This window comes from unidentified bacterial endosymbiont (genome assembly GCF_918797525.1).
Classification (GTDB): domain Bacteria; phylum Pseudomonadota; class Gammaproteobacteria; order Enterobacterales; family Enterobacteriaceae; genus Enterobacter.
Genome location: NZ_OU963893.1, coordinates 2,174,869 through 2,193,063, shown reverse-complemented (window position 1 = coordinate 2,193,063; position 18,195 = coordinate 2,174,869). Strand labels below are relative to the sequence as shown.

Here is an 18,195-nt window from a genome sequence, read left to right as displayed (position 1 = left end):
ATCCGTTACGGTAAAGAGAGTCGAACGTATTAAGGGGGCCAGCTCGGCCCCCTTAATACGCCCGGGCTCAGGCAATGTTTTGATTAATCATATTTTAGTCCGTTACCGGAACATGACTTTTAGTAAACAACGTTGATGAAAGAGTGATGGCATTCTGTTTATCAGCAGCGATAACGTTTTTATTCTTCTTCGGCAGCCTTGATTGTTGCGGCCTCTTTTGCCGCCAGCACGCGCTCAACGGTATCCACAACCGCCTGGGTTTGCGGATCAATTTCAATATTCACGCGATGGCCCAGTTTTTTTGCAGCAAGCGTTGTGCGCTGGAGCGTTTCCGGAATCAAATGCACGCAAAAACGGGTCGGCGTCACTTCCCCAACGGTCAGGCTGATGCCATCAATACCAATAAATCCTTTATACAGGATGTATTTCATAAGTGTCGGATCCTGCACCTTAAACCAAATTTGACGGTTATTTTCAGAGGTCACAATCTTGGCGACTTCGGCGGTGGTCATGATGTGACCAGACATCAAATGACCACCGATCTCATCGCTAAACCTGGCGGCACGCTCCACGTTAACGCTGTCACCTACCCCGAGTTCGCCAAGGTTGGTGATGCGTAAGGTCTCTTTCATTAAATCAAAGCTAATATGGTTGCCGTTAATTTCGGTCACCGTCAGGCAGCAGCCGTTATGGGCGATCGACGCGCCGGTTTCAATGCCGTCGAGCATATATTCCGGCAGCTCAATCACGTGAGTGCGAAAATTAGGTTTTTCATCTATAGACACCACTTTGGCGATGCCCTGTACAATACCAGTAAACATACTTTTTACTCCTTTTTCCGGACGGCGGTGACACCGTTTAATCCCACCACAATAACAGTTGGAAAAACAGGTTGCCAGTGGAGGGCATTTTCTGGCGATTTTTTCACTAGATAATTACTTTAACCCCGCTACAATAGCTGGCACCCCTCTGGATTTTCTTCTTGCTGCCCGTTACGACGGCTTTTTTAGTCTCTTAAATAACAACAATACATAGGTGTTCACGTGCAGAAGTACATGAATGAAGCGCGCCAGCTATTGGCGCTGGCGATACCCGTGATCATCGCGCAAGTGGCGCAGACCGCAATGGGCTTTGTGGACACGGTGATGGCAGGCGGGTATAGCGCTACCGATATGGCTGCAGTGGCAATAGGAACCTCTATCTGGCTGCCCGCCATTCTTTTTGGTCACGGACTGCTGCTGGCGCTCACGCCGGTTATCGCCCAATTGAATGGTTCAGGACGACGAGAGCGTATTGCCCATCAGGTTCGCCAGGGATTCTGGCTGGCAGGCTTCGTCTCGGTGCTGATCATGGTCGTGCTCTGGAACGCAGGGCATATCATCCGCGCCATGGATAATATCGATCCGGCGCTGGCAGATAAAGCCGTTGGCTATCTGCGCGCCTTGCTGTGGGGTGCGCCTGGCTATCTGTTTTTCCAGGTGGCCCGTAACCAGTGTGAAGGTCTTGCCAAAACCAAACCGGGAATGGTAATGGGGTTTATTGGCCTGCTGGTGAATATTCCGGTGAACTATATCTTTATCTACGGTCACTTCGGTATGCCCGAACTCGGCGGGATCGGTTGCGGCGTGGCGACGGCTGCGGTCTATTGGGTCATGTTCTTTAGCATGCTCACCTTTATCAAACGTGCCCGATCCATGCGCGATATTCGTAACGAAGATTCCTTTAGCGCCCCGGACTGGAATATTATGAACCGTCTGATACAGCTTGGGCTTCCTATTGCGCTGGCGCTGTTCTTCGAAGTGACGCTGTTTGCAGTGGTGGCTCTGCTGGTTTCTCCGCTGGGCATTATTGACGTTGCAGGACACCAGATAGCGCTGAACTTTAGCTCCCTGATGTTCGTCTTGCCAATGTCGCTGGCCGCCGCCGTGACGATCCGCGTGGGCTTTTGTCTGGGGCAAGGCTCAACGCTTGAGGCGCAAACGGCCGCGCGAACCGGGCTGGGTGTCGGAGTCTGCATGGCTGCCTGTACGGCGCTTTTCACCATCGCGCTTCGCGAGCAGATTGCCCTGCTCTACAACGATAACCCTGAGGTTGTTATGCTCGCCTCGCACCTGATGCTGCTGGCTGCTATCTATCAGCTATCAGACTCCATTCAGGTTGTCGGCAGTGGTATCCTGCGCGGATATAAAGATACACGTTCAATCTTCTTTATTACCTTCATCGCCTACTGGGTGTTAGGCCTGCCGTGCGGCTATATTCTTGCGCTGACCGATTGGGTGGTTGAACGCATGGGTCCGGCTGGCTTCTGGATGGGCTTTATCATCGGGCTGACCGCCGCAGCCATCATGATGATGCTGCGCATGCGCTTCCTGCAACGCCAGCCCTCGACGGTAATTTTGCAACGTGCCGCACGTTAAGTATCCAGTGGCCGCCTGCTGGCGGCTACTTTCTCTTCACTTTGCGCGGTATTGAAGCAATCGAGTGAAATCAGAGAGAAAAATGCATTTTCCCTCTTGCCTGTTCGGAGCTGTGCCGCTAATATTCGTCCCCGTTGTCACTGACAACGCGTTGCGTTCATAGCTCAGTTGGTTAGAGCACCACCTTGACATGGTGGGGGTCGTTGGTTCGAGTCCAATTGAACGCACCATTCTGCGTCCGTAGCTCAGTTGGTTAGAGCACCACCTTGACATGGTGGGGGTCGGTGGTTCGAGTCCACTCGGACGCACCATTTCACTCCTGAAATGGTGCAATCTTTCTCTGAATATCCTGAATAATCCCAATCTTCCCGTTTCTTTACCCCTTACCTGCTACGCTTTTCTCATGGAAAAAAATACAGGAAGTCTGTCGATGAAGAAAATCGCCATTATCGGCTCAGGCCCAACAGGGATTTACACCTTTTATTCGCTTTTAAAAAACACAGCGCCCCTCTCTATCTCCGTTTTCGAACAGGCTGAAGAAGCCGGTGTGGGTATGCCTTACAGCGATGAAGAAAACTCACGTCTGATGCTGGCGAATATCGCGAGTATCGAAATTCCGCCCTTATTTATCACCTATCTCGACTGGCTAAAAACCCAAGGCGCAGCGCATCTTGCGCGCTATGGCGTAGATAAATCCACGCTCCATGACCGGCAGTTCTTGCCCCGCATTTTGCTGGGTGAGTATTTCCGCGACCGTTTTTTGGCTATCACTGAAGAGGCTAAAAATCGGGGTTTCGATGTGCAGGTTTATGAAAACGCCCGCGTGACAGATATCGATACAAACACTGAGGGCGTTACGCTTTCGGTCAACCAAACCCCTTTCAAAAAGCGCTTTGATTTGGCCATCATCGCTACGGGCCACGTCTGGCCTGATGAAGATGAAGCCACTCTCACCTTCTTTCCAAGCCCGTGGTCCGGCCTTATGGACGCCAGGATCCCTCCCTGCCATGTGGGTATCATGGGCACCTCTCTCAGTGGGCTGGATGCCGCGATGGCCGTGGTTATCCAGCACGGGGAGTTTATTGATGATAAGTTCAGGCTGGATGACACCAGCCGGGGGCTGAAAATCGTATTGATGTCGCGCACGGGTATTCTTCCGGAGGCTGATTTCTACTGCCCCATTCCGTATGAACCGCTGCGCATTCTCAGTGAAACCGTCGCTGATGCCGAGGTACAAAAAGGCGCGGATGGTCTGCTTGATCGGATATTTTCGCTGATGGTGGAGGAACTTGAGCGTGCCGATCCCCGGTGGTGCGAGGCCATTGCGCTGCGCACGCTGAATGCCGACACGCTTCTTGATGCGTGGTTTGCCGATCGCAAAAAGCACGACCCCTTCGCCTGGGCAGAAGACAATCTTCAGGAAGTTGAGCAAAACAAGCGTGACAAACGCACCGTTGCCTGGCGCTATACCATTTTGCGTCTGCATGAAGTGGTACAGGCGATCGTCCCTCATTTCAATGAGCAAGACGGTAAACGATTCCGGCACGGGCTGGCGCGCGTATTTATCGATAACTATGCCGCCATTCCTCCGCAGTCTATCCGCCGGCTTCTCGCACTGCGTGAGGCCGGGATCCTTAGCGTGGTTGCGCTCGGGGATGATTACGATCTGGACGTCGGCCGCGATCAAACGGTTATCACCGCTAAGGAGAAAAGCTGGCGCTTCGACGTCTTTATTGACGCACGCGGGCAAAAACCGCTCAAGACCAAAGATCTGCCCTTCCCCACCCTTCGCAAACAACTGCTGGCCGCGGGAGATGAGATACCGGACGTAGGCGAAGATTACACCTTAGAGGCGCCTGAAATACTTCGCGGCAAAATCGCTTTTGGTGCGATACCTTGGCTGATGCACGATCACCCCTTTGTGCAGGGTCTGGCAGAGTGTGCAGAGATTGGCGAATGGATGGCGAAAGCAGCGGAAAAACCAGCACTGAGGCCGCGCCGCAAACTCCCTTTCGTGGAACATTAAAAGGGCTTCCCTGCCCCCGGAGTCTGATTACTCGAAGTAGACGTCCGGGTTGTCAGAGAGAGAAACAAAGGTTTTTGTCTCTTTCTCCAGCGCCCGGATGTCGCCACTTTCGATGTCATACACCCAGCCGTGCAGGCGAATGGCGTTGTTGCGCAGACCAACCGCCACCGACGGATGCGTTTTGATATTGCTCAACTGCGCAAACACGTTTTCCTGCACCATGGCATTCACTTTGTCGATTGGCGTCTCCCAGCGCGTGTTCTCAACCACGGCTTTCGCCGCATCGGCATAGCGCAGCCAGTGTGATACCGCTGGCATTGGCTCGAGGTTGGCGTTATCGGCAATCGCCTTCATCGCGCCACAGTTAGAGTGGCCGCAGATAACGATGTCGGTCACGCCCAATGCCACCACCGCATATTCGATGGTCGCGGAGACACCGCCTGGTTCAGGTCCAAACGGCGGCACGATATTGCCAGCATTACGAATAACAAAAAGCTGTCCTGGCTCTTGCTGGGTAACCAGTTCAGGTACCAGACGGCTGTCTGAGCATGAGATGAACAACGCTTTGGGATTCTGGCTAGACGCTAAACTGCGAAACAGCTCTTTACGTTGCGGGAAAATCTGTTTCTGAAAGCTGAGAAAACCTTCAATGATATGTTGCATAACGATTTCTCTTTTATCTGTTTAGTGTAGGCATGATCGCGATCACACTCCCGGAGTTTACCCATCGTGCTTTACTTCAGACAAGCAATATATTTCTCGCCAGACCGCTGCACAATCTCATCCGCTTTCGCCTCTACGTCCTGCCCTTCGAATGCCCCGTACAGCCGTTCAAACGGTTTGCCCTGCAAATGACCGGTAATCTGTTCAACAATGCTTGCGGGTAGCGGCAGCATATTAGGATAGCTCCACATGAACGAAACAGCGTCTTTGCCCGGCGTCACCTGCAAAATATCCCCCGCCAGCAACACGCCCTGGCCTGCTTGCCAGTGCAACACCGTTCCCCCGGCAAAATGCCCGCCCAGCCGTAGCAGCGTCACGTCCGGCATAATGTCAAGGGCGTCCCCCTCCCAGAAGCGGATTGCCTCGCTTTCGCGCATGACCCACTCCCGGTCGCTGGCATGCAGGTAAATCGGCGCATCGAATGTCTGCGCCCAGTCCTGCATAGTGGTGTAATAATGAGGATGAGAAATCGCGATCGCGCTGATGCCACCGAGCGCCGTCAGCAGCATTTGCGTTGCCGGGTCAAGGCTGGCAATGCAGTCCCACAGAATATTTCCCTGCGGGGTCCGCAAAAGCAGCGCCCGCTGGTTGATGCCAAAAGCAGGGACGGTCTGGATACTGAGCAACTGAGGCTCCATTTGCTGCCATTTATTGGTGTGGGAAGCGATCAGGGTGGCGAAGTCTACCCACGTCTGCCCCTCTTTCGGGACATATTGTCGTTCGTCCTCGCAAACGGGACAGCGGTCCGGTTGCAGGTCATAAGATGTGCCACAGGTTTTACAGAGTATCGCCATGCGCGTTCCTCAGCGGTAAATCACTGAGTATGGCAGGGATTATTCTTCTGAATAGACTCAACTACATTGATCCAGAAGATATTTCCGGAAGTACGTGAGATTCCACGGGAATGAACGGGAGGAAATCCAGATTTGACAAGGGCTTCCAGTCTGAGGCATGGAGATTGAGCGCCGCGACGCACCAAATCACTAAGTCGATCCACTACACAGAATTTCGCAAATAACACGATCCTGTTAAGCGAAATTCAAACGATGCATTAAAAGCCCCGGTATTTTTAGCGGGATTATCTCGGCGCAAAATCTCTTTGCCTGCTGTAGCCAGAGCATCTGCAAATAATGCACTGACATCATGCCACTGGTATGGGGTGGATCGCTATGTTTGCGTTGCTTGCGGCGCTTCACCTTCTGTGCTGCGAGGTACATTACCGAGGTTTTTTGCCCTATACTCTGCTCGTATCAAAAACCGAACAAGCAGGTGCAACATGGAAATTGATCTCGATAACTTAGTCTTTAACGGGCTGGATGAAGCCGAAGAGCGTAATGCGCAACGTCTGGACGACGCGGATCAAAAAGCGCAGGCGATAATTGCCGATGATGACTGCGGCGACGCCTGCAAGATTTAAGTGCAAGCACCGGACAACCCGGTGCTTTTTTTACGTCTCAGTAGTATCATCAGATTTCTGGCGTGGTTTTAAATCCGCTTAACATCAGAACCAGGCTTTGCTCCGATCCCGCTGGTTCAAACTGATAGTGATTGCCCTGGCGATCGCCACCGATATACCACGAAATCTCGGTTTTTCCTTCCGCCAGCGCCTTGCGCACCGCTTTGTCTACGTCCACCATTCGGTACTCACGGGAGTGGTTGAGATACAGCACGGCATCCGAGTTATAATTGCACGCCGGACGCGTGGCCCAGGAGACGCTGGACGGATCCCAGTTGTTGTTGGTCGGGTAGAAGAAGATTTGATCTGCGCCATCTGTCTCCACTTTTCCGCCATAGATGCGCACGCGGTATTTAAACAGCGACGGATCCTGCCCTGCTGGCAGCGCCGGGATGGTGAATTTCACCAGTGACAGGGTTTCACTGTTTTTCGTTCTTCCGCCATTTTGCCAGTTATCCTGCACCAGCAAAACCTGTGGATCGGGCTGGGAGGTTTCAGGCTGCAGGCTGCTTAACACGACGTTCGCCTCAGCTTTCGAGTAGCCGTAAGGGACGGTGGTTCCACAGTCCATTCCGCGGTTCATGCACAGTTCGGTCATAAACCGCGCCGCGTCTTCCGTCCAGCCATTCATGAAATCAGCGTGTGCGGTATACAGGCTTCCCCACAGCTCCTCACGCGTATCGCCATGCATAATGGGATCGAGCGAGAGCTGTACCTTGCTGGTATCCAGAGAGGTAATTGAAGGAAGCACGTAGGCAATGTTCATGTTCACGGTCGGAATTTTTACCGGGAACGCCGTCGGGCACTGTCCTTTGGTATCGTAGGCTGCGTTGGCGACGCCATGAGAAGGTTTAAGATTGACGCCGTCCCAACAGTTCGGGAACTGAATGCCGATATTAAACTGCACGGCATCTCCCCCCTTACGTAATCCGCAAACTTCACCCGTTTTGGTGGTGTAACCTTTGCCGTTGGCGCATAAGAACGTGATGTGGGGGTTAGGTGCCGCTCCGTGGTGATCGCCCGCCAGCAGAGACAGCCCGGCGGGGAACGGCTGCAGCGGCCAGGTTTCTACATTAGACGCCTGGTAGTAGGTTTTCTGATACGCCGGTGTTACCACCGTACCGTCAGGCAAACGCATTGACGGCGCCCAGTAAGCGGAACCGTCCGCTTTGTTATCGCAAGTGGTCTCTTCTTGCTCACGCAATGTCTCCCGGGTCGAGCTGGCATCGGTGTGCGTATTACCGAAGAAATCGTGCAGCATGGCTTCGTTAGGCCTGCCGAACATCATAATGGCGTCATCGCCAAGGGTGTGAGAATAGCCGCACACAACGTGGGCCTGAGGTCCGGCATGAGCCGCCTGCATTGCTAACAGCAATACAGGGGCTGAAAGCGCCGTGGTTAATGTGGTCCGTTTCATCGTTATCTCCTAAAATTGAAAGGAGATATAGGTAACAAAACGGCTTTCGTTAACCGAGATTTTCCCTGCGTACTTTTCCGCTCAACCTCTCTTTACAGCGACAACGCACAGCTCATTCCAGTAGATTTCCCGCCTGCGGCGCAGTTCAGGGTGACGCTTTTTATACCGTTCTGAGCAACAGGCGAAACGCGGGGGGATCATCCGGCCAGCGCATCGACCACCGTTTCCATCGCCCGAGTGGTGAGCTCGCTGCGTTTGACGCGCTGGTTGGCCAACGCGGTACGGAGCACACCGGCAATCACAATATGCTTCGGCTCCTGCCCTAAATCACGCATCTCAAGCACGACCTTGCCAACCACCCGGCACATCTCCTGATACAGCGCATCATCTTTGCTCACATTGCCCATTGCCATCACTCCATTGCCCGAAAGAAATCAGCTTAATGGATCCGCGGGCTGGATACAAAAAAGAAGCCCGGCGAGAAACGCACCGGGCTGTATCTGTGGATCCCGTAATCAGTTATTCACCGGAATCACAGCGCCTTTATACCTGGTACGGATCCACTCCTGAAACTCTTTTGAGTGCAGCACGTCAACCAGCGCAACAATATCTTTCTTCTCGTCACCGCGCTGCACGGTAATGATGTTGGCGTACGGGTTGTTTTCACCGCTCTCCACGGCTATCGGGTCGAGACCCGCATCAATCGCGTAGTTAGCGTTGATCACCACCGCCGCCCCTTCGTCGTTGTTGTACATTTGCGGCAACAGTGAGGCTTCTACGTTAGGCGTAAACTGCAGTTTTTTCGGGTTCTCTATGATATCGCTGATACGCGCGGTCACTTTGTCGATGCCCGGCTTGAGCTTGATCACTCCCTCTTTTTCGAAGATGGAGAGACTACGTCCCTCTTCGGAAACGGCATCACGCATAATAATTTTGCCGGCTTCCGGCAGATCTTTCAGTGATTTATATTTTTTAGGGTACTTTTACCCGCGCCGCTGTAACCGATGATGCCGTAAATCTGCCCCTGTTCAATCGTCAGGTTGACGTTATCAGCAGCCGTGAGCGCCACCTTTCCGTTGTCAAAAACCTTTGAAATATTGCTAAGTACTATCATTGTTTTTCGCAATCCGGCCGCATAGAGCGGTTAAGCAGTATGGATGTCCAAAAGTGAGTAAACAGCCGTTATCCGCTTTTAAATGACCAAATTGGAATTTCTTATAACGGCCCGAAATAAGACACGGCGAGCCGGGGTCAATGGGAAAAGCGGCATTTCAGCAATGATTATCTGCAAGGCGCATAAGCCGTAATCCTTCACCTGCAAAGCGGCGCTGAATAATGCCTTAAACCCCTATAAATTCGCTGCTTAAACTCGTGGACTTAAAGGCGATTGCGCAATGTCCGGCAAAGGGCAATGTTGTGCAGTTAATCCGCCTTTCAGTGGGTATCGAAGAGAGTAACGACCCACTTGCCGACCGCGTCCAGACCCAGGAAAACGAGCAACGTGCGGCAGACGCCTCGTGTGTCGGCTAAAGTTGTCGACAAGCCTTAACGCCTTGATAACAATATTATGTGAAACTGCACAGATTATTTTTGAAACGCTGTTTTCATTTTCCTTTTAGGTGAAAATCGGCGTATAATGCGCCCCAAATCCCTGGTGAATGGTTTCAGCGCTTGGAAGACAAAAAACAACGTACCACTTTTCCTCTCCTCCGTTGGGCTGACATTCAGGCACACTTTCTTCTGCACGCTCATTTGATGTCTCCTATCCTTAGTGCGTGTCATATACTCTTTTGCAATACAGGTTTGGCTCTGCGGCGATGCGCCCCCGGAGCGAGATTTCCATATCCTTCCCAACTTAAAGACTAAGACTGTCATGAAAAAGACGAAAATTGTTTGCACCATCGGCCCGAAAACCGAATCCGAAGAGATGCTGACCAAAATGCTGGACGCCGGCATGAACGTTATGCGTCTGAACTTCTCTCACGGTGACTACGCAGAACACGGTCAGCGTATCCAGAACTTGCGCAACGTCATGAGCAAGACCGGTAAGAAAGCAGCCATCCTGCTTGATACCAAAGGGCCTGAGATCCGTACCATCAAACTGGAAGGCGGTAGCGACGTTTCGCTGAAAGCGGGCCAAACCTTCACCTTCACCACCGATAAAACGGTTGTCGGTAACAACGAAATCGTAGCGGTCACCTACGAAGGTTTCACCAGCGATCTGTCCGTTGGCAACACCGTTCTGGTGGACGATGGTCTGATCGGCATGGAAGTGACCGCCATTGAAGGCAAAAACGTAGTGTGTAAAGTGCTGAACAACGGTGACCTGGGTGAGAACAAAGGCGTTAACCTGCCGGGCGTCTCCATCGCACTGCCGGCGCTTGCGGAAAAAGATAAACAAGACCTGATCTTCGGCTGCGAACAAGGCGTTGACTTCGTTGCGGCATCCTTCATCCGTAAACGTTCCGACGTGGTTGAAATCCGCGAGCACCTGAAAGCCCACGGCGGCGAAAAGATCCAGATCATCTCCAAAATCGAAAACCAGGAAGGCCTGAATAACTTCGACGAAATCCTCGAAGCGTCTGACGGCATCATGGTGGCACGTGGCGATCTGGGCGTTGAAATCCCGGTTGAAGAAGTTATCTTCGCGCAGAAGATGATGATCGAGAAATGTGTTCGCGCGCGTAAAGTGGTTATCACCGCGACGCAGATGCTGGACTCCATGATCAAAAACCCACGCCCTACCCGCGCTGAAGCGGGCGACGTGGCAAATGCCATCCTCGACGGTACCGATGCGGTGATGCTGTCTGGTGAATCCGCGAAGGGTAAATATCCGCTGGAAGCCGTTTCTATTATGGCCACCATCTGTGAGCGTACCGACCGCGTGATGACCAGCCGTCTGGACTACAACAACGACAGCCGTAAACTGCGCATCACCGAAGCCGTGTGCCGTGGTGCAGTGGAAACGGCTGAGAAGCTGGAAGCGCCGCTGATCGTGGTGGCGACCCAGGGCGGTAAATCCGCACGTGCAATCCGCAAATACTTCCCGGATGCGACTATCCTGGCACTGACCACCAACGAAACCACGGCGCGTCAGCTGGTGCTGAGTAAAGGCGTTGTGCCTCATCTGGTAAAAGAGATTGCCTCTACCGATGATTTCTATCGTCTGGGTAAAGACGTGGCTCTGCAGCTCGTTGACCGTGGTCTGGCACAGAAAGGCGACGTTGTAGTGATGGTTTCCGGTGCGCTGGTTCCGTCTGGTACAACTAACACCGCATCTGTTCACGTGCTGTAATAATTCCCACGCGAATTATTTTTGTTAAAGAAGCGTCCTGCGGGGCGCTTTTTTTATTTCCCGCTTTAACCAATACAATTCAAAAAGCAAATCGAGTTTTTCTATTTAATCGCGATTAATCTAAGATGAATCCGATGAAAAATGCCTTTTTTTACAGAGCTTTTTCAATAAAAACCCCGAATTCGTTGCTTCTTTGAGCGAACGATCAAAAATAGGCGTATTCCCAACAAAAAAATATTCTCAACCTAAAAAACTTTGTGTAATACTTGTAACGCTACATGGAGATTAACTCAATCTAGAGGGTATTAATAATGAATCGTACTAAACTGGTACTGGGCGCGGTAATCCTGGGTTCTACTCTGCTGGCAGGTTGCTCCAGCAACGCTAAAATCGACCAGCTGTCTTCTGACGTTCAGACTCTGAACGCTAAAGTTGACCAGCTGAGCAACGACGTGAACGCAATGCGTTCTGACGTTCAGGCTGCTAAAGACGACGCAGCTCGCGCTAACCAGCGTCTGGACAACCAGGCTACTAAATACCGTAAGTAATAGTACCTGTTAATAAAATGGCGCACACAGTGCGCCATTTTTTTGTCTGCGTAACACCGCTACTGCGTTACCCTCTCCCCTTCACCCTCGGCTATGCCCGCTGATATCCGGCTGTTCTGCACCGACAACACGCCATTGCTGGCTGACGGGCCGTTACCCGCAGTGACTGCGACCGGGATCCCCGCACGACGGGACAAGGCTCTGTTGATGAGCGCTTTATCACTCTCTGACTCAGCGACAAAGGCCGCGAACCCGGCGGAATGCGTGATGGGCGTAACCTGAGGATTTTCACCTTCTACCTGCGCCAGCGGGCGATGCACTTCAATATAACGCTTGCCATCAGGTTCGACGGCGAACTTCACCGGTTCATTAATAATCTGTACCCGCGTACCGACACGCACCTGCTCGAAGAGCGCTTTGATATCCGGCGCATTCATGCGCATACAGCCCGAGCTGACCCGCAACCCTACGCTGTCAGGCGCACTGGTGCCGTGAATAAGATATTCTCCGTTACCTATGCCTAAACGCAGCGCAAAGCGTCCTAACGGGTTATTTGGCCCGGCAGGTACAACCGGCGGTAATTTAATGCCCTGCTCAAGAGAGCGTGCTCTGATGCCCGCTGTAGGGGTCCAGGTCGGATTCGGGATTTTCTGGCTCACACGCGTGGTGCTGACCGGGGTTTCCAGACCCAGTAGCCCAATTCCGAGCGGGAAGACCTGTACACGGTTCTCTCCTGGCGGGAAATAATAGAGCCTCAGTTCCGCGAGGTTTACCACGATGCCTTCCCGTGGCGTATCCGGCAGCAGCATCTGGGAAGGAATAGTGATAACCGTTCCGGGCGCAGGGTTAACCGGCGCAATGGTATTATTGGTTTCCAGAATAAGCTGTGCGGCAGTATTAAACCGACGGGCAATGGCCTGCAGTTTATTGTCACCTTCCTGGACAGTATAGGTTTGATTTTGCCCAATCAGGCGGCTGCCTGCAGGCGGAAGCGGATAATCTACCGCCCAGGCCGAATTAAGGGCACCGAGCGAACCAAGAAGTAAAAGAGTTATTAGAGACGCGCGCTTCATGCTGAGATTCCTTATTCACTGGCAGGACGCCAGAAAGCTGAAAAACCAGCGAGGCGGGATCCACCTCGCGAAACAGAATGAATGCTGTCCAGTAAGTCTAGCTAATGATTGCGGCTTTGGCGCGGATCGCGCGAATCATCGCTTCCAGCCCCTGAGAGCGGGAGGGGGTGAGATGTTGGGTGAGAGCCATTTTGTCAAACCACGGACGGACATCAAAAGCAATAATGTCCTGCGCCGACATCCGATGATAGAGAATAAACACCACGGCGATAAGCCCTTTTACAATGGCGGCATCGCTGTCGCCCTGCAATTCGATCGCACCGTCAGGCGTTTGCTGCATCAGGATCCACACCTGGCTCTGGCAGCCCTGAATCGTGTTTTCCGCACTGTGCGCCTCTGCACTGAGCGGGGGTAAGCGCTGGCCCAGCTCAATGATATAAAGATACTTTTCTTCCCAGTTTGCGCAACGTTCGAAGTTACGCAGCAATTTATCTTTGTCCGGCAGTTCTGCCATCTTTCGCCTCTCCGTTAGCCCAGCAGCTGGTGAATGCGTTTTAACCCCGCCACCAGCCTGTCGACCTCTTCCGTCGTGTTATATATCACAAGCGACGCGCGGCACATTGCCGGCACCTGGTAAAACGCCATCAGCGGCATGGCGCAATGATGTCCAGTCCGCACGGCCACGCCGTAGTTATCGAGGAAACTGCCCACATCATAGGCGTGATGTTTGCCAAGATTAAACGCAATGACGCCAAGCCTGTCGGCCGGGCCGTACAGGATGAGATCCGGGACACTGCTCAACGCCTGCAGCGCATAGTGCATTAGCTCTCGCTCGTAGGCCTGAATGGCATCAAGGCCCAGTTGCGTAACATACGAAATGGCCGCCCCCAGACCAATAATGCCGCCGGTATTCGGCGTACCCGCCTCGAAACGCCACGGCGCGGGCGCGTAGGTGGACCCTTGCGACAGGCTAACGCTGGCGATCATCGCCCCGCCCCCTTCCCACGGCGGCATGGCCTGCAGAATATCCTCTTTCACATACAGGATGCCTGTACCGGTAGGCCCATAGAGCTTATGCCCGGAGAAAACGTAGAAATCACAATCCAGCGCCTGGACATCGACAGCATGGTGCATCACCGCCTGAGCACCATCAATCAGAACCTTTGCCCCTGCCAGATGGGCCTTTTTGATAATTTCGTCCACCGGGTTTTCAGTGCCCAGCACGTTGGAAACCTGCGTGACCGCCACCAGCCGCGTTTGCGCATCCAGCAGGGTGTCGAGTAGCTGAAGCTGCAGCGTCCCATCGACGTTTAACGGGATCACCCGCAACTGTGCGCCGACACGCTCACAGAGCATCTGCCACGGCACGATATTGGCGTGATGCTCCATCTGGGTGATGATGATGTTGTCGCCTGCCTGAACCTGCGCGTTGCCCCAGCTATTGGCGACAAGATTAATCCCTTCCGTTGTGCCACGCACAAACACCAGCTCTTCCGGCGAGCGGGCGTTGAGGAAGGTAGCTACCTGCGTGCGCACGTTCTCCATGCGCTGCGTTGCCTCTGCGCTCAGCGTGTGAATACCGCGATGCACGGCAGCGTAGCCGTGGCGGTAGAATTCGGCTTCAGCATCCACCACCGGGTTCGGTTTTTGCGCGCTGGCCGCACTGTCGAGATAGGCCAGCGGCAGACCGTTTACTTCACGGGTCAGAACCGGGAAATCGGCCCGAACCTGGTCTACGGGAAAACTCATGCATCGCCTCCAGGCAGGCGCTGACCAATACGGGCCAGAGCCTGCTGTTTTAAAACCTCGTCATTCAGCGCTTCAGTCAATTCAGCGGCAAAGGCGTGGATGATCATCTTTTGCGCCGCCTGCTGGTCGATACCGCGCGAGCGCAGATAAAACATCTGTTCGTCATCGATCCGTCCGATCGTCGCACCGTGGCTACACTTCACGTCATCAGCATAAATTTCCAGCTGCGGTTTAGTGTCCACTTCCGACAGTCGCCCCAGCAACAGATTGTTGTTGGTCATTTGCCCGTCGGTTTTGATCGCATGCTGCGCGACGTTAATCAGGCCGTTAAAGACCGCGCGGCCTTTATCGTTGACGATGGTTTTGTGCAACTGACGGCTATTGCAATAGCCTTTGTTGTGCTCAAGCCAGGTGCGGGTGTCACAGACTTCTGTTTTAACCGGCATCGCCAGGCTATTAATGCGCAGCGTAGTATTTTCACCGTTAAGCTGGGTGCTGGTGTTGTGGCGCAGAACGGCGCCGCCAAGCAGGAAGCTGTGGCTGTACGCCACGGCGTCTTGCCCAAGCACCATGTCATTGTGGGCGAAGTGATGACTTAACGGGTTTTCGAAGGCCAGCTTGATATGCTCAAGCTGAGCATTGGCCGCCACATTCATCGTCAGACGTGCGCCGGTAAAATGCCGGGTATCGTTGAGGCTGATGTAATGCTCAATGACCGTAGCCTCTGCGCCCTCCGACAGCTCAAGGTGGTGACGATAGTGCGCGGTATTGATCTCCTCCCCTTCCAGTCCCTGCGTGATGTGCATCAACAGCAGCGGCTTCGCCGGACGCTGGTTGCGCTTCACGCGAATATGGGTTACCGACTGCGCCAGGCTTTCAGTAAGGTGCAAAAACACGTCAGGCTGTATTGCGCCAGTCAGGCTCTGGCGGTCATCGTTAATCGCAATCTCGAAGCCGCTGTCCTGGGGGAGGTCGCTCAACTCCTGACGGAACGCCCCGTCCACAAACACCAGGCGTACGGCATCCACGTCCAGCGCCAGTTCGTCGCGCTGCGCAGGAGTGATAGTGGCCAGACGCGTAACAAATTGGCCGTTTAACAGACCATCAAGCGGGGTGTATTTCCAGTTCTCATGCTTGCGACCGGGCAAGCCGAGGCGCAGCATCTGCTGAAAATGATGCCGGGCCTGTTCAGAACGCGCTTGCCCCTGCGCTTCAAACAGACGATGCCACTGCTGGAGCGCGTTACTGCTGTTCGGTAAGCCAGCCATACCCCTGCTCCTCCAGTTGTTTAACCAGCGTAAAATCACCGGATTTTACAATACGTCCCTGATACAGTACGTGAACAAAATCCGGCTTGATGTAGTCCAGAATGCGCTGATAGTGGGTCACGATAATAAACGAGCGATGACCGTCGCGCAGGGAGTTCACACCGTCGGCAACAATCTTCAGCGCGTCGATATCCAGGCCGGAATCGGTCTCATCAAGAATACACAGCTCAGGCTCAAGCACCGCCATTTGCAGAATGTCGTTACGCTTTTTCTCGCCGCCCGAGAAGCCTACGTTAACGGAACGGGTGAGAAGATCTTCCGGCATTTTCAGCAGCTTGATTTTCTCTTCCATCAGGTCCTGAAAATCAAAGCGATCCAGCGCCTCAAGACCACGATATTTCCGCACCGCGTTGAGCGCGGTTTGCAGGAAGAACTGGTTACTGACGCCCGGGATTTCCACCGGATACTGGAAGGCCATAAAGATGCCCTCGCCCGCACGCTCTTCCGGAGACATCTCCAGCAGATCTTTGCCGTTAAACTCAACCGAGCCATGCGTAACCGCGTAATCTTCACGCCCTGCCAGCGTCGCGGAAAGCGTACTTTTGCCGGAGCCATTTGGCCCCATGATGGCGTGAACTTCACCCGGCTTGACGTCAAAATTGAGGCCGCGCAGGATCGCTTTATCTTCCACGCTTACCTGTAAATCGTTAATGCTTAACATGTGCTTTCCTTAACCGACGCTGTGTTCAAGACTAATGGCGAGGAGTTTTTGTGCTTCAACGGCAAATTCCAGCGGCAGTTCAGAGAACACATCCTTACAGAAGCCGTTCACAATCATTGATATCGCATCTTCTTCGCTGATCCCGCGCTGCAGGCAGTAGAAGAGTTGATCTTCCCCAATGCGCGAAGTGGTCGCCTCGTGTTCAAGCTGGGCGCTATTATTGCGGCACTCAACGTAGGGGAACGTATGCGCCCCGCACTCAGTGCCAATCAGCATCGAATCACATTGGGTGAAGTTACGGGCATTGGTCGCCGTCGGCATAATTTTCACCAGTCCGCGATAGCTGTTCTGGCTGTGACCGGCAGAGATCCCTTTCGAAATAATGGTCGATTTGGTGTTTTTACCGATATGGATCATCTTGGTGCCGGTATCGGCCTGCTGATGACCGCTGGTCAACGCCACGGAGTAAAACTCGCCGATGGAGTTATCCCCGCGCAGGATGCAGCTCGGGTATTTCCAGGTAATCGCTGAACCGGTTTCAGACTGTGTCCAGGACATTTTGCTGTTTTCACCTTCGCACAGCGCACGCTTGGTCACGAAGTTCAAAATACCGCCGGTATTGCCGTCCCCCGGGAACCAGTTTTGTACCGTAGAATATTTCACTTCGGCATCTTTGTGGATGATGACTTCTACCACGGCGGCGTGCAACTGGTAGCTGTCACGTACCGGGGCTGAGCAGCCCTCGATATAACTGACATAGCTGCCTTCATCGGCCACCAGAATCGTGCGCTCGAACTGGCCGGTTTTTTCTGCGTTAATCCGGAAGTAGGTCGACAGCTCCATCGGGCAGCGTACCCCTTTCGGCACGTAAATGAAGGTACCGTCAGAGGCCACGGCCGCGTTGAGTGCGGCAAAGAAGTTATCATTACCCGGCACCACGGTGCCAATGTACTTTTTCACCAGCTCGGGATGGTCGTGAATAGCCTCGCCAAATGAGCAGAAAATTATGCCCTGTTCAGCCAGCTTTTCACGATAGGTCGTCGCCACCGAGACGGAGTCAAAGATGGCGTCTACCGCCACCTCTCTGCCTTCACGCACGGGGACGCCTAACTGGTTAAAGGCTTCTTCAACCTCTTTACTCAGAAAGCTGTTTTCCGCACCGGACTGCTGTACGGCGCCAGGCTGTGAGGCGCAGGTATCATCACAGCTGCCGCAAGATGGCGCAGAGTAGTAGCTGTAGTCCTGATAGTTAAGCTTGTCGTAATGCGCTTTAAGCCAGTGTGGCTCTTCCATTTCCAGCCAGGCGCGGAAGGCGCTCAGGCGGAATTCAAGCATCCACTCTGGTTCATTGCGCTTGGCCGATATCGCCCGCACCACCTCTTCACTGATGCCTTGCGCCAGTTCGTCCGTCTGTAGCTGCGTGAAGAACCCTTCTTTGTAATTGAGGTTTCCGCCGCTCCAGGTATTAACATCACTCGTTGCTTCAGTATTACGAGACATAG

Annotated in this window: 17 protein-coding genes, 2 tRNA genes and 2 pseudogenes; 8 read left to right on the top strand and 13 right to left on the bottom strand. The window is 53.3% G+C overall.

Annotation, left to right across the window (positions count from 1 at the left end; genetic code table 11):
• Positions 1 to 179 precede the first annotated feature (179 nt).
• A complete protein-coding gene (locus tag NL510_RS10460) occupies positions 180 to 821 on the bottom strand; it encodes a riboflavin synthase subunit alpha (protein WP_253384324.1) in 642 nt (213 codons plus the stop codon).
• Positions 822 to 1,043: 222 nt separating this feature from the next.
• Here NL510_RS10460 and mdtK point away from each other — a divergent pair, with 222 nt between their 5' ends.
• From mdtK to NL510_RS10440, 4 genes are all read left to right on the top strand, one after another.
• On the top strand, positions 1,044 to 2,417 hold the full coding sequence (gene mdtK, locus NL510_RS10455; protein WP_253384322.1) for an MdtK family multidrug efflux MATE transporter: 1,374 nt from the start codon (positions 1,044 to 1,046) through the stop codon (positions 2,415 to 2,417).
• A 153-nt stretch (positions 2,418 to 2,570) separates the two neighbouring features.
• Positions 2,571 to 2,647 (top strand) — tRNA-Val (locus NL510_RS10450).
• A gap of 4 nt (positions 2,648 to 2,651) precedes the next feature.
• Positions 2,652 to 2,728: transfer RNA gene (locus tag NL510_RS10445), tRNA-Val, on the top strand.
• A 119-nt stretch (positions 2,729 to 2,847) separates the two neighbouring features.
• Positions 2,848 to 4,443: an FAD-NAD(P)-binding protein gene (locus NL510_RS10440; protein ID WP_253384320.1), complete on the top strand. Its 1,596-nt coding sequence runs from the start codon at positions 2,848 to 2,850 to the stop codon at positions 4,441 to 4,443.
• Between the two features lie 27 nt (positions 4,444 to 4,470).
• Here the strand turns inward: NL510_RS10440 and NL510_RS10435 are convergent, their stop codons facing one another.
• On the bottom strand, positions 4,471 to 5,106 hold the full coding sequence (locus NL510_RS10435) for a carbonic anhydrase (RefSeq protein WP_253384317.1): 636 nt from the start codon (positions 5,104 to 5,106) through the stop codon (positions 4,471 to 4,473).
• A gap of 71 nt (positions 5,107 to 5,177) precedes the next feature.
• Complete coding sequence (locus NL510_RS10430) at positions 5,178 to 5,960, bottom strand: MBL fold metallo-hydrolase (protein ID WP_253384316.1); 783 nt, start codon at positions 5,958 to 5,960, stop codon at positions 5,178 to 5,180.
• Between the two features lie 482 nt (positions 5,961 to 6,442).
• Here NL510_RS10430 and NL510_RS10425 point away from each other — a divergent pair, with 482 nt between their 5' ends.
• On the top strand, positions 6,443 to 6,583 hold the full coding sequence (locus tag NL510_RS10425; protein ID WP_253384314.1) for a hypothetical protein: 141 nt from the start codon (positions 6,443 to 6,445) through the stop codon (positions 6,581 to 6,583).
• A 49-nt stretch (positions 6,584 to 6,632) separates the two neighbouring features.
• On the opposite strand, the gene NL510_RS10420 is transcribed toward NL510_RS10425, so the two are convergent.
• The 4 genes and pseudogenes from NL510_RS10420 to NL510_RS10405 all read right to left on the bottom strand — a co-directional run.
• Positions 6,633 to 8,039 (bottom strand): DUF1996 domain-containing protein, encoded by a 1,407-nt coding sequence (locus NL510_RS10420; RefSeq protein ID WP_253384312.1) that lies wholly within the window; start codon positions 8,037 to 8,039, stop codon positions 6,633 to 6,635.
• A 197-nt stretch (positions 8,040 to 8,236) separates the two neighbouring features.
• The gene (fumD, locus tag NL510_RS10415; protein ID WP_253384310.1) at positions 8,237 to 8,446 is read right to left on the bottom strand and encodes a fumarate hydratase FumD; all 210 of its coding nucleotides are present in this window, start codon (positions 8,444 to 8,446) and stop codon (positions 8,237 to 8,239) included.
• 108 nt (positions 8,447 to 8,554) lie between these two features.
• Positions 8,555 to 9,019 (bottom strand): annotated as a pseudogene (locus tag NL510_RS10410) (MetQ/NlpA family ABC transporter substrate-binding protein); the annotation flags it as partial.
• Positions 9,013 to 9,153, bottom strand: a pseudogene (locus NL510_RS10405) (ATP-binding cassette domain-containing protein); the annotation flags it as partial. The pseudogenes NL510_RS10405 and NL510_RS10410, both read right to left, overlap by 7 nt.
• Positions 9,154 to 9,710: 557 nt before the next feature.
• On the opposite strand from NL510_RS10405, the gene ynhH reads away from it, so the two are divergent.
• The 3 genes from ynhH (at position 9,711) to lpp (ending at position 11,882) form a co-directional block, all read left to right on the top strand.
• The gene (gene ynhH, locus NL510_RS23010) at positions 9,711 to 9,905 is read left to right on the top strand and encodes a protein YnhH (RefSeq protein WP_436299121.1); all 195 of its coding nucleotides are present in this window, start codon (positions 9,711 to 9,713) and stop codon (positions 9,903 to 9,905) included.
• Between the two features lie 7 nt (positions 9,906 to 9,912).
• Complete coding sequence (gene pykF, locus NL510_RS10400) at positions 9,913 to 11,334, top strand: pyruvate kinase PykF (RefSeq protein WP_253384308.1); 1,422 nt, start codon at positions 9,913 to 9,915, stop codon at positions 11,332 to 11,334.
• 311 nt (positions 11,335 to 11,645) lie between these two features.
• The gene (lpp, locus tag NL510_RS10395) at positions 11,646 to 11,882 is read left to right on the top strand and encodes a murein lipoprotein Lpp (protein WP_001082307.1); all 237 of its coding nucleotides are present in this window, start codon (positions 11,646 to 11,648) and stop codon (positions 11,880 to 11,882) included.
• Positions 11,883 to 11,941: 59 nt separating this feature from the next.
• On the opposite strand, the gene ldtE is transcribed toward lpp, so the two are convergent.
• The 6 genes from ldtE to sufB all read right to left on the bottom strand — a co-directional run bounded on the left by ldtE (position 11,942) and on the right by sufB (position 18,193).
• Positions 11,942 to 12,955, bottom strand: coding sequence for a L,D-transpeptidase LdtE (gene ldtE, locus NL510_RS10390; RefSeq protein ID WP_253384306.1), 1,014 nt, complete (start codon positions 12,953 to 12,955; stop codon positions 11,942 to 11,944).
• Positions 12,956 to 13,052: 97 nt separating this feature from the next.
• The gene (gene sufE / locus NL510_RS10385; protein ID WP_253384304.1) at positions 13,053 to 13,469 is read right to left on the bottom strand and encodes a cysteine desulfuration protein SufE; all 417 of its coding nucleotides are present in this window, start codon (positions 13,467 to 13,469) and stop codon (positions 13,053 to 13,055) included.
• A gap of 14 nt (positions 13,470 to 13,483) precedes the next feature.
• Positions 13,484 to 14,704, bottom strand: coding sequence for a cysteine desulfurase SufS (gene sufS, locus NL510_RS10380; protein WP_253384302.1), 1,221 nt, complete (start codon positions 14,702 to 14,704; stop codon positions 13,484 to 13,486).
• Positions 14,701 to 15,972: a Fe-S cluster assembly protein SufD gene (gene sufD / locus NL510_RS10375; RefSeq protein ID WP_253384300.1), complete on the bottom strand. Its 1,272-nt coding sequence runs from the start codon at positions 15,970 to 15,972 to the stop codon at positions 14,701 to 14,703. The genes sufS and sufD overlap by 4 nt, the downstream gene beginning before the upstream one ends.
• Complete coding sequence (gene sufC / locus NL510_RS10370; RefSeq protein ID WP_253384297.1) at positions 15,947 to 16,693, bottom strand: Fe-S cluster assembly ATPase SufC; 747 nt, start codon at positions 16,691 to 16,693, stop codon at positions 15,947 to 15,949. Before sufC ends, sufD begins: the two co-directional genes overlap by 26 nt.
• A 9-nt stretch (positions 16,694 to 16,702) precedes the next feature.
• Positions 16,703 to 18,193 (bottom strand): Fe-S cluster assembly protein SufB, encoded by a 1,491-nt coding sequence (gene sufB / locus NL510_RS10365; RefSeq protein WP_253384295.1) that lies wholly within the window; start codon positions 18,191 to 18,193, stop codon positions 16,703 to 16,705.
• Positions 18,194 to 18,195: the final 2 nt, after the last annotated feature.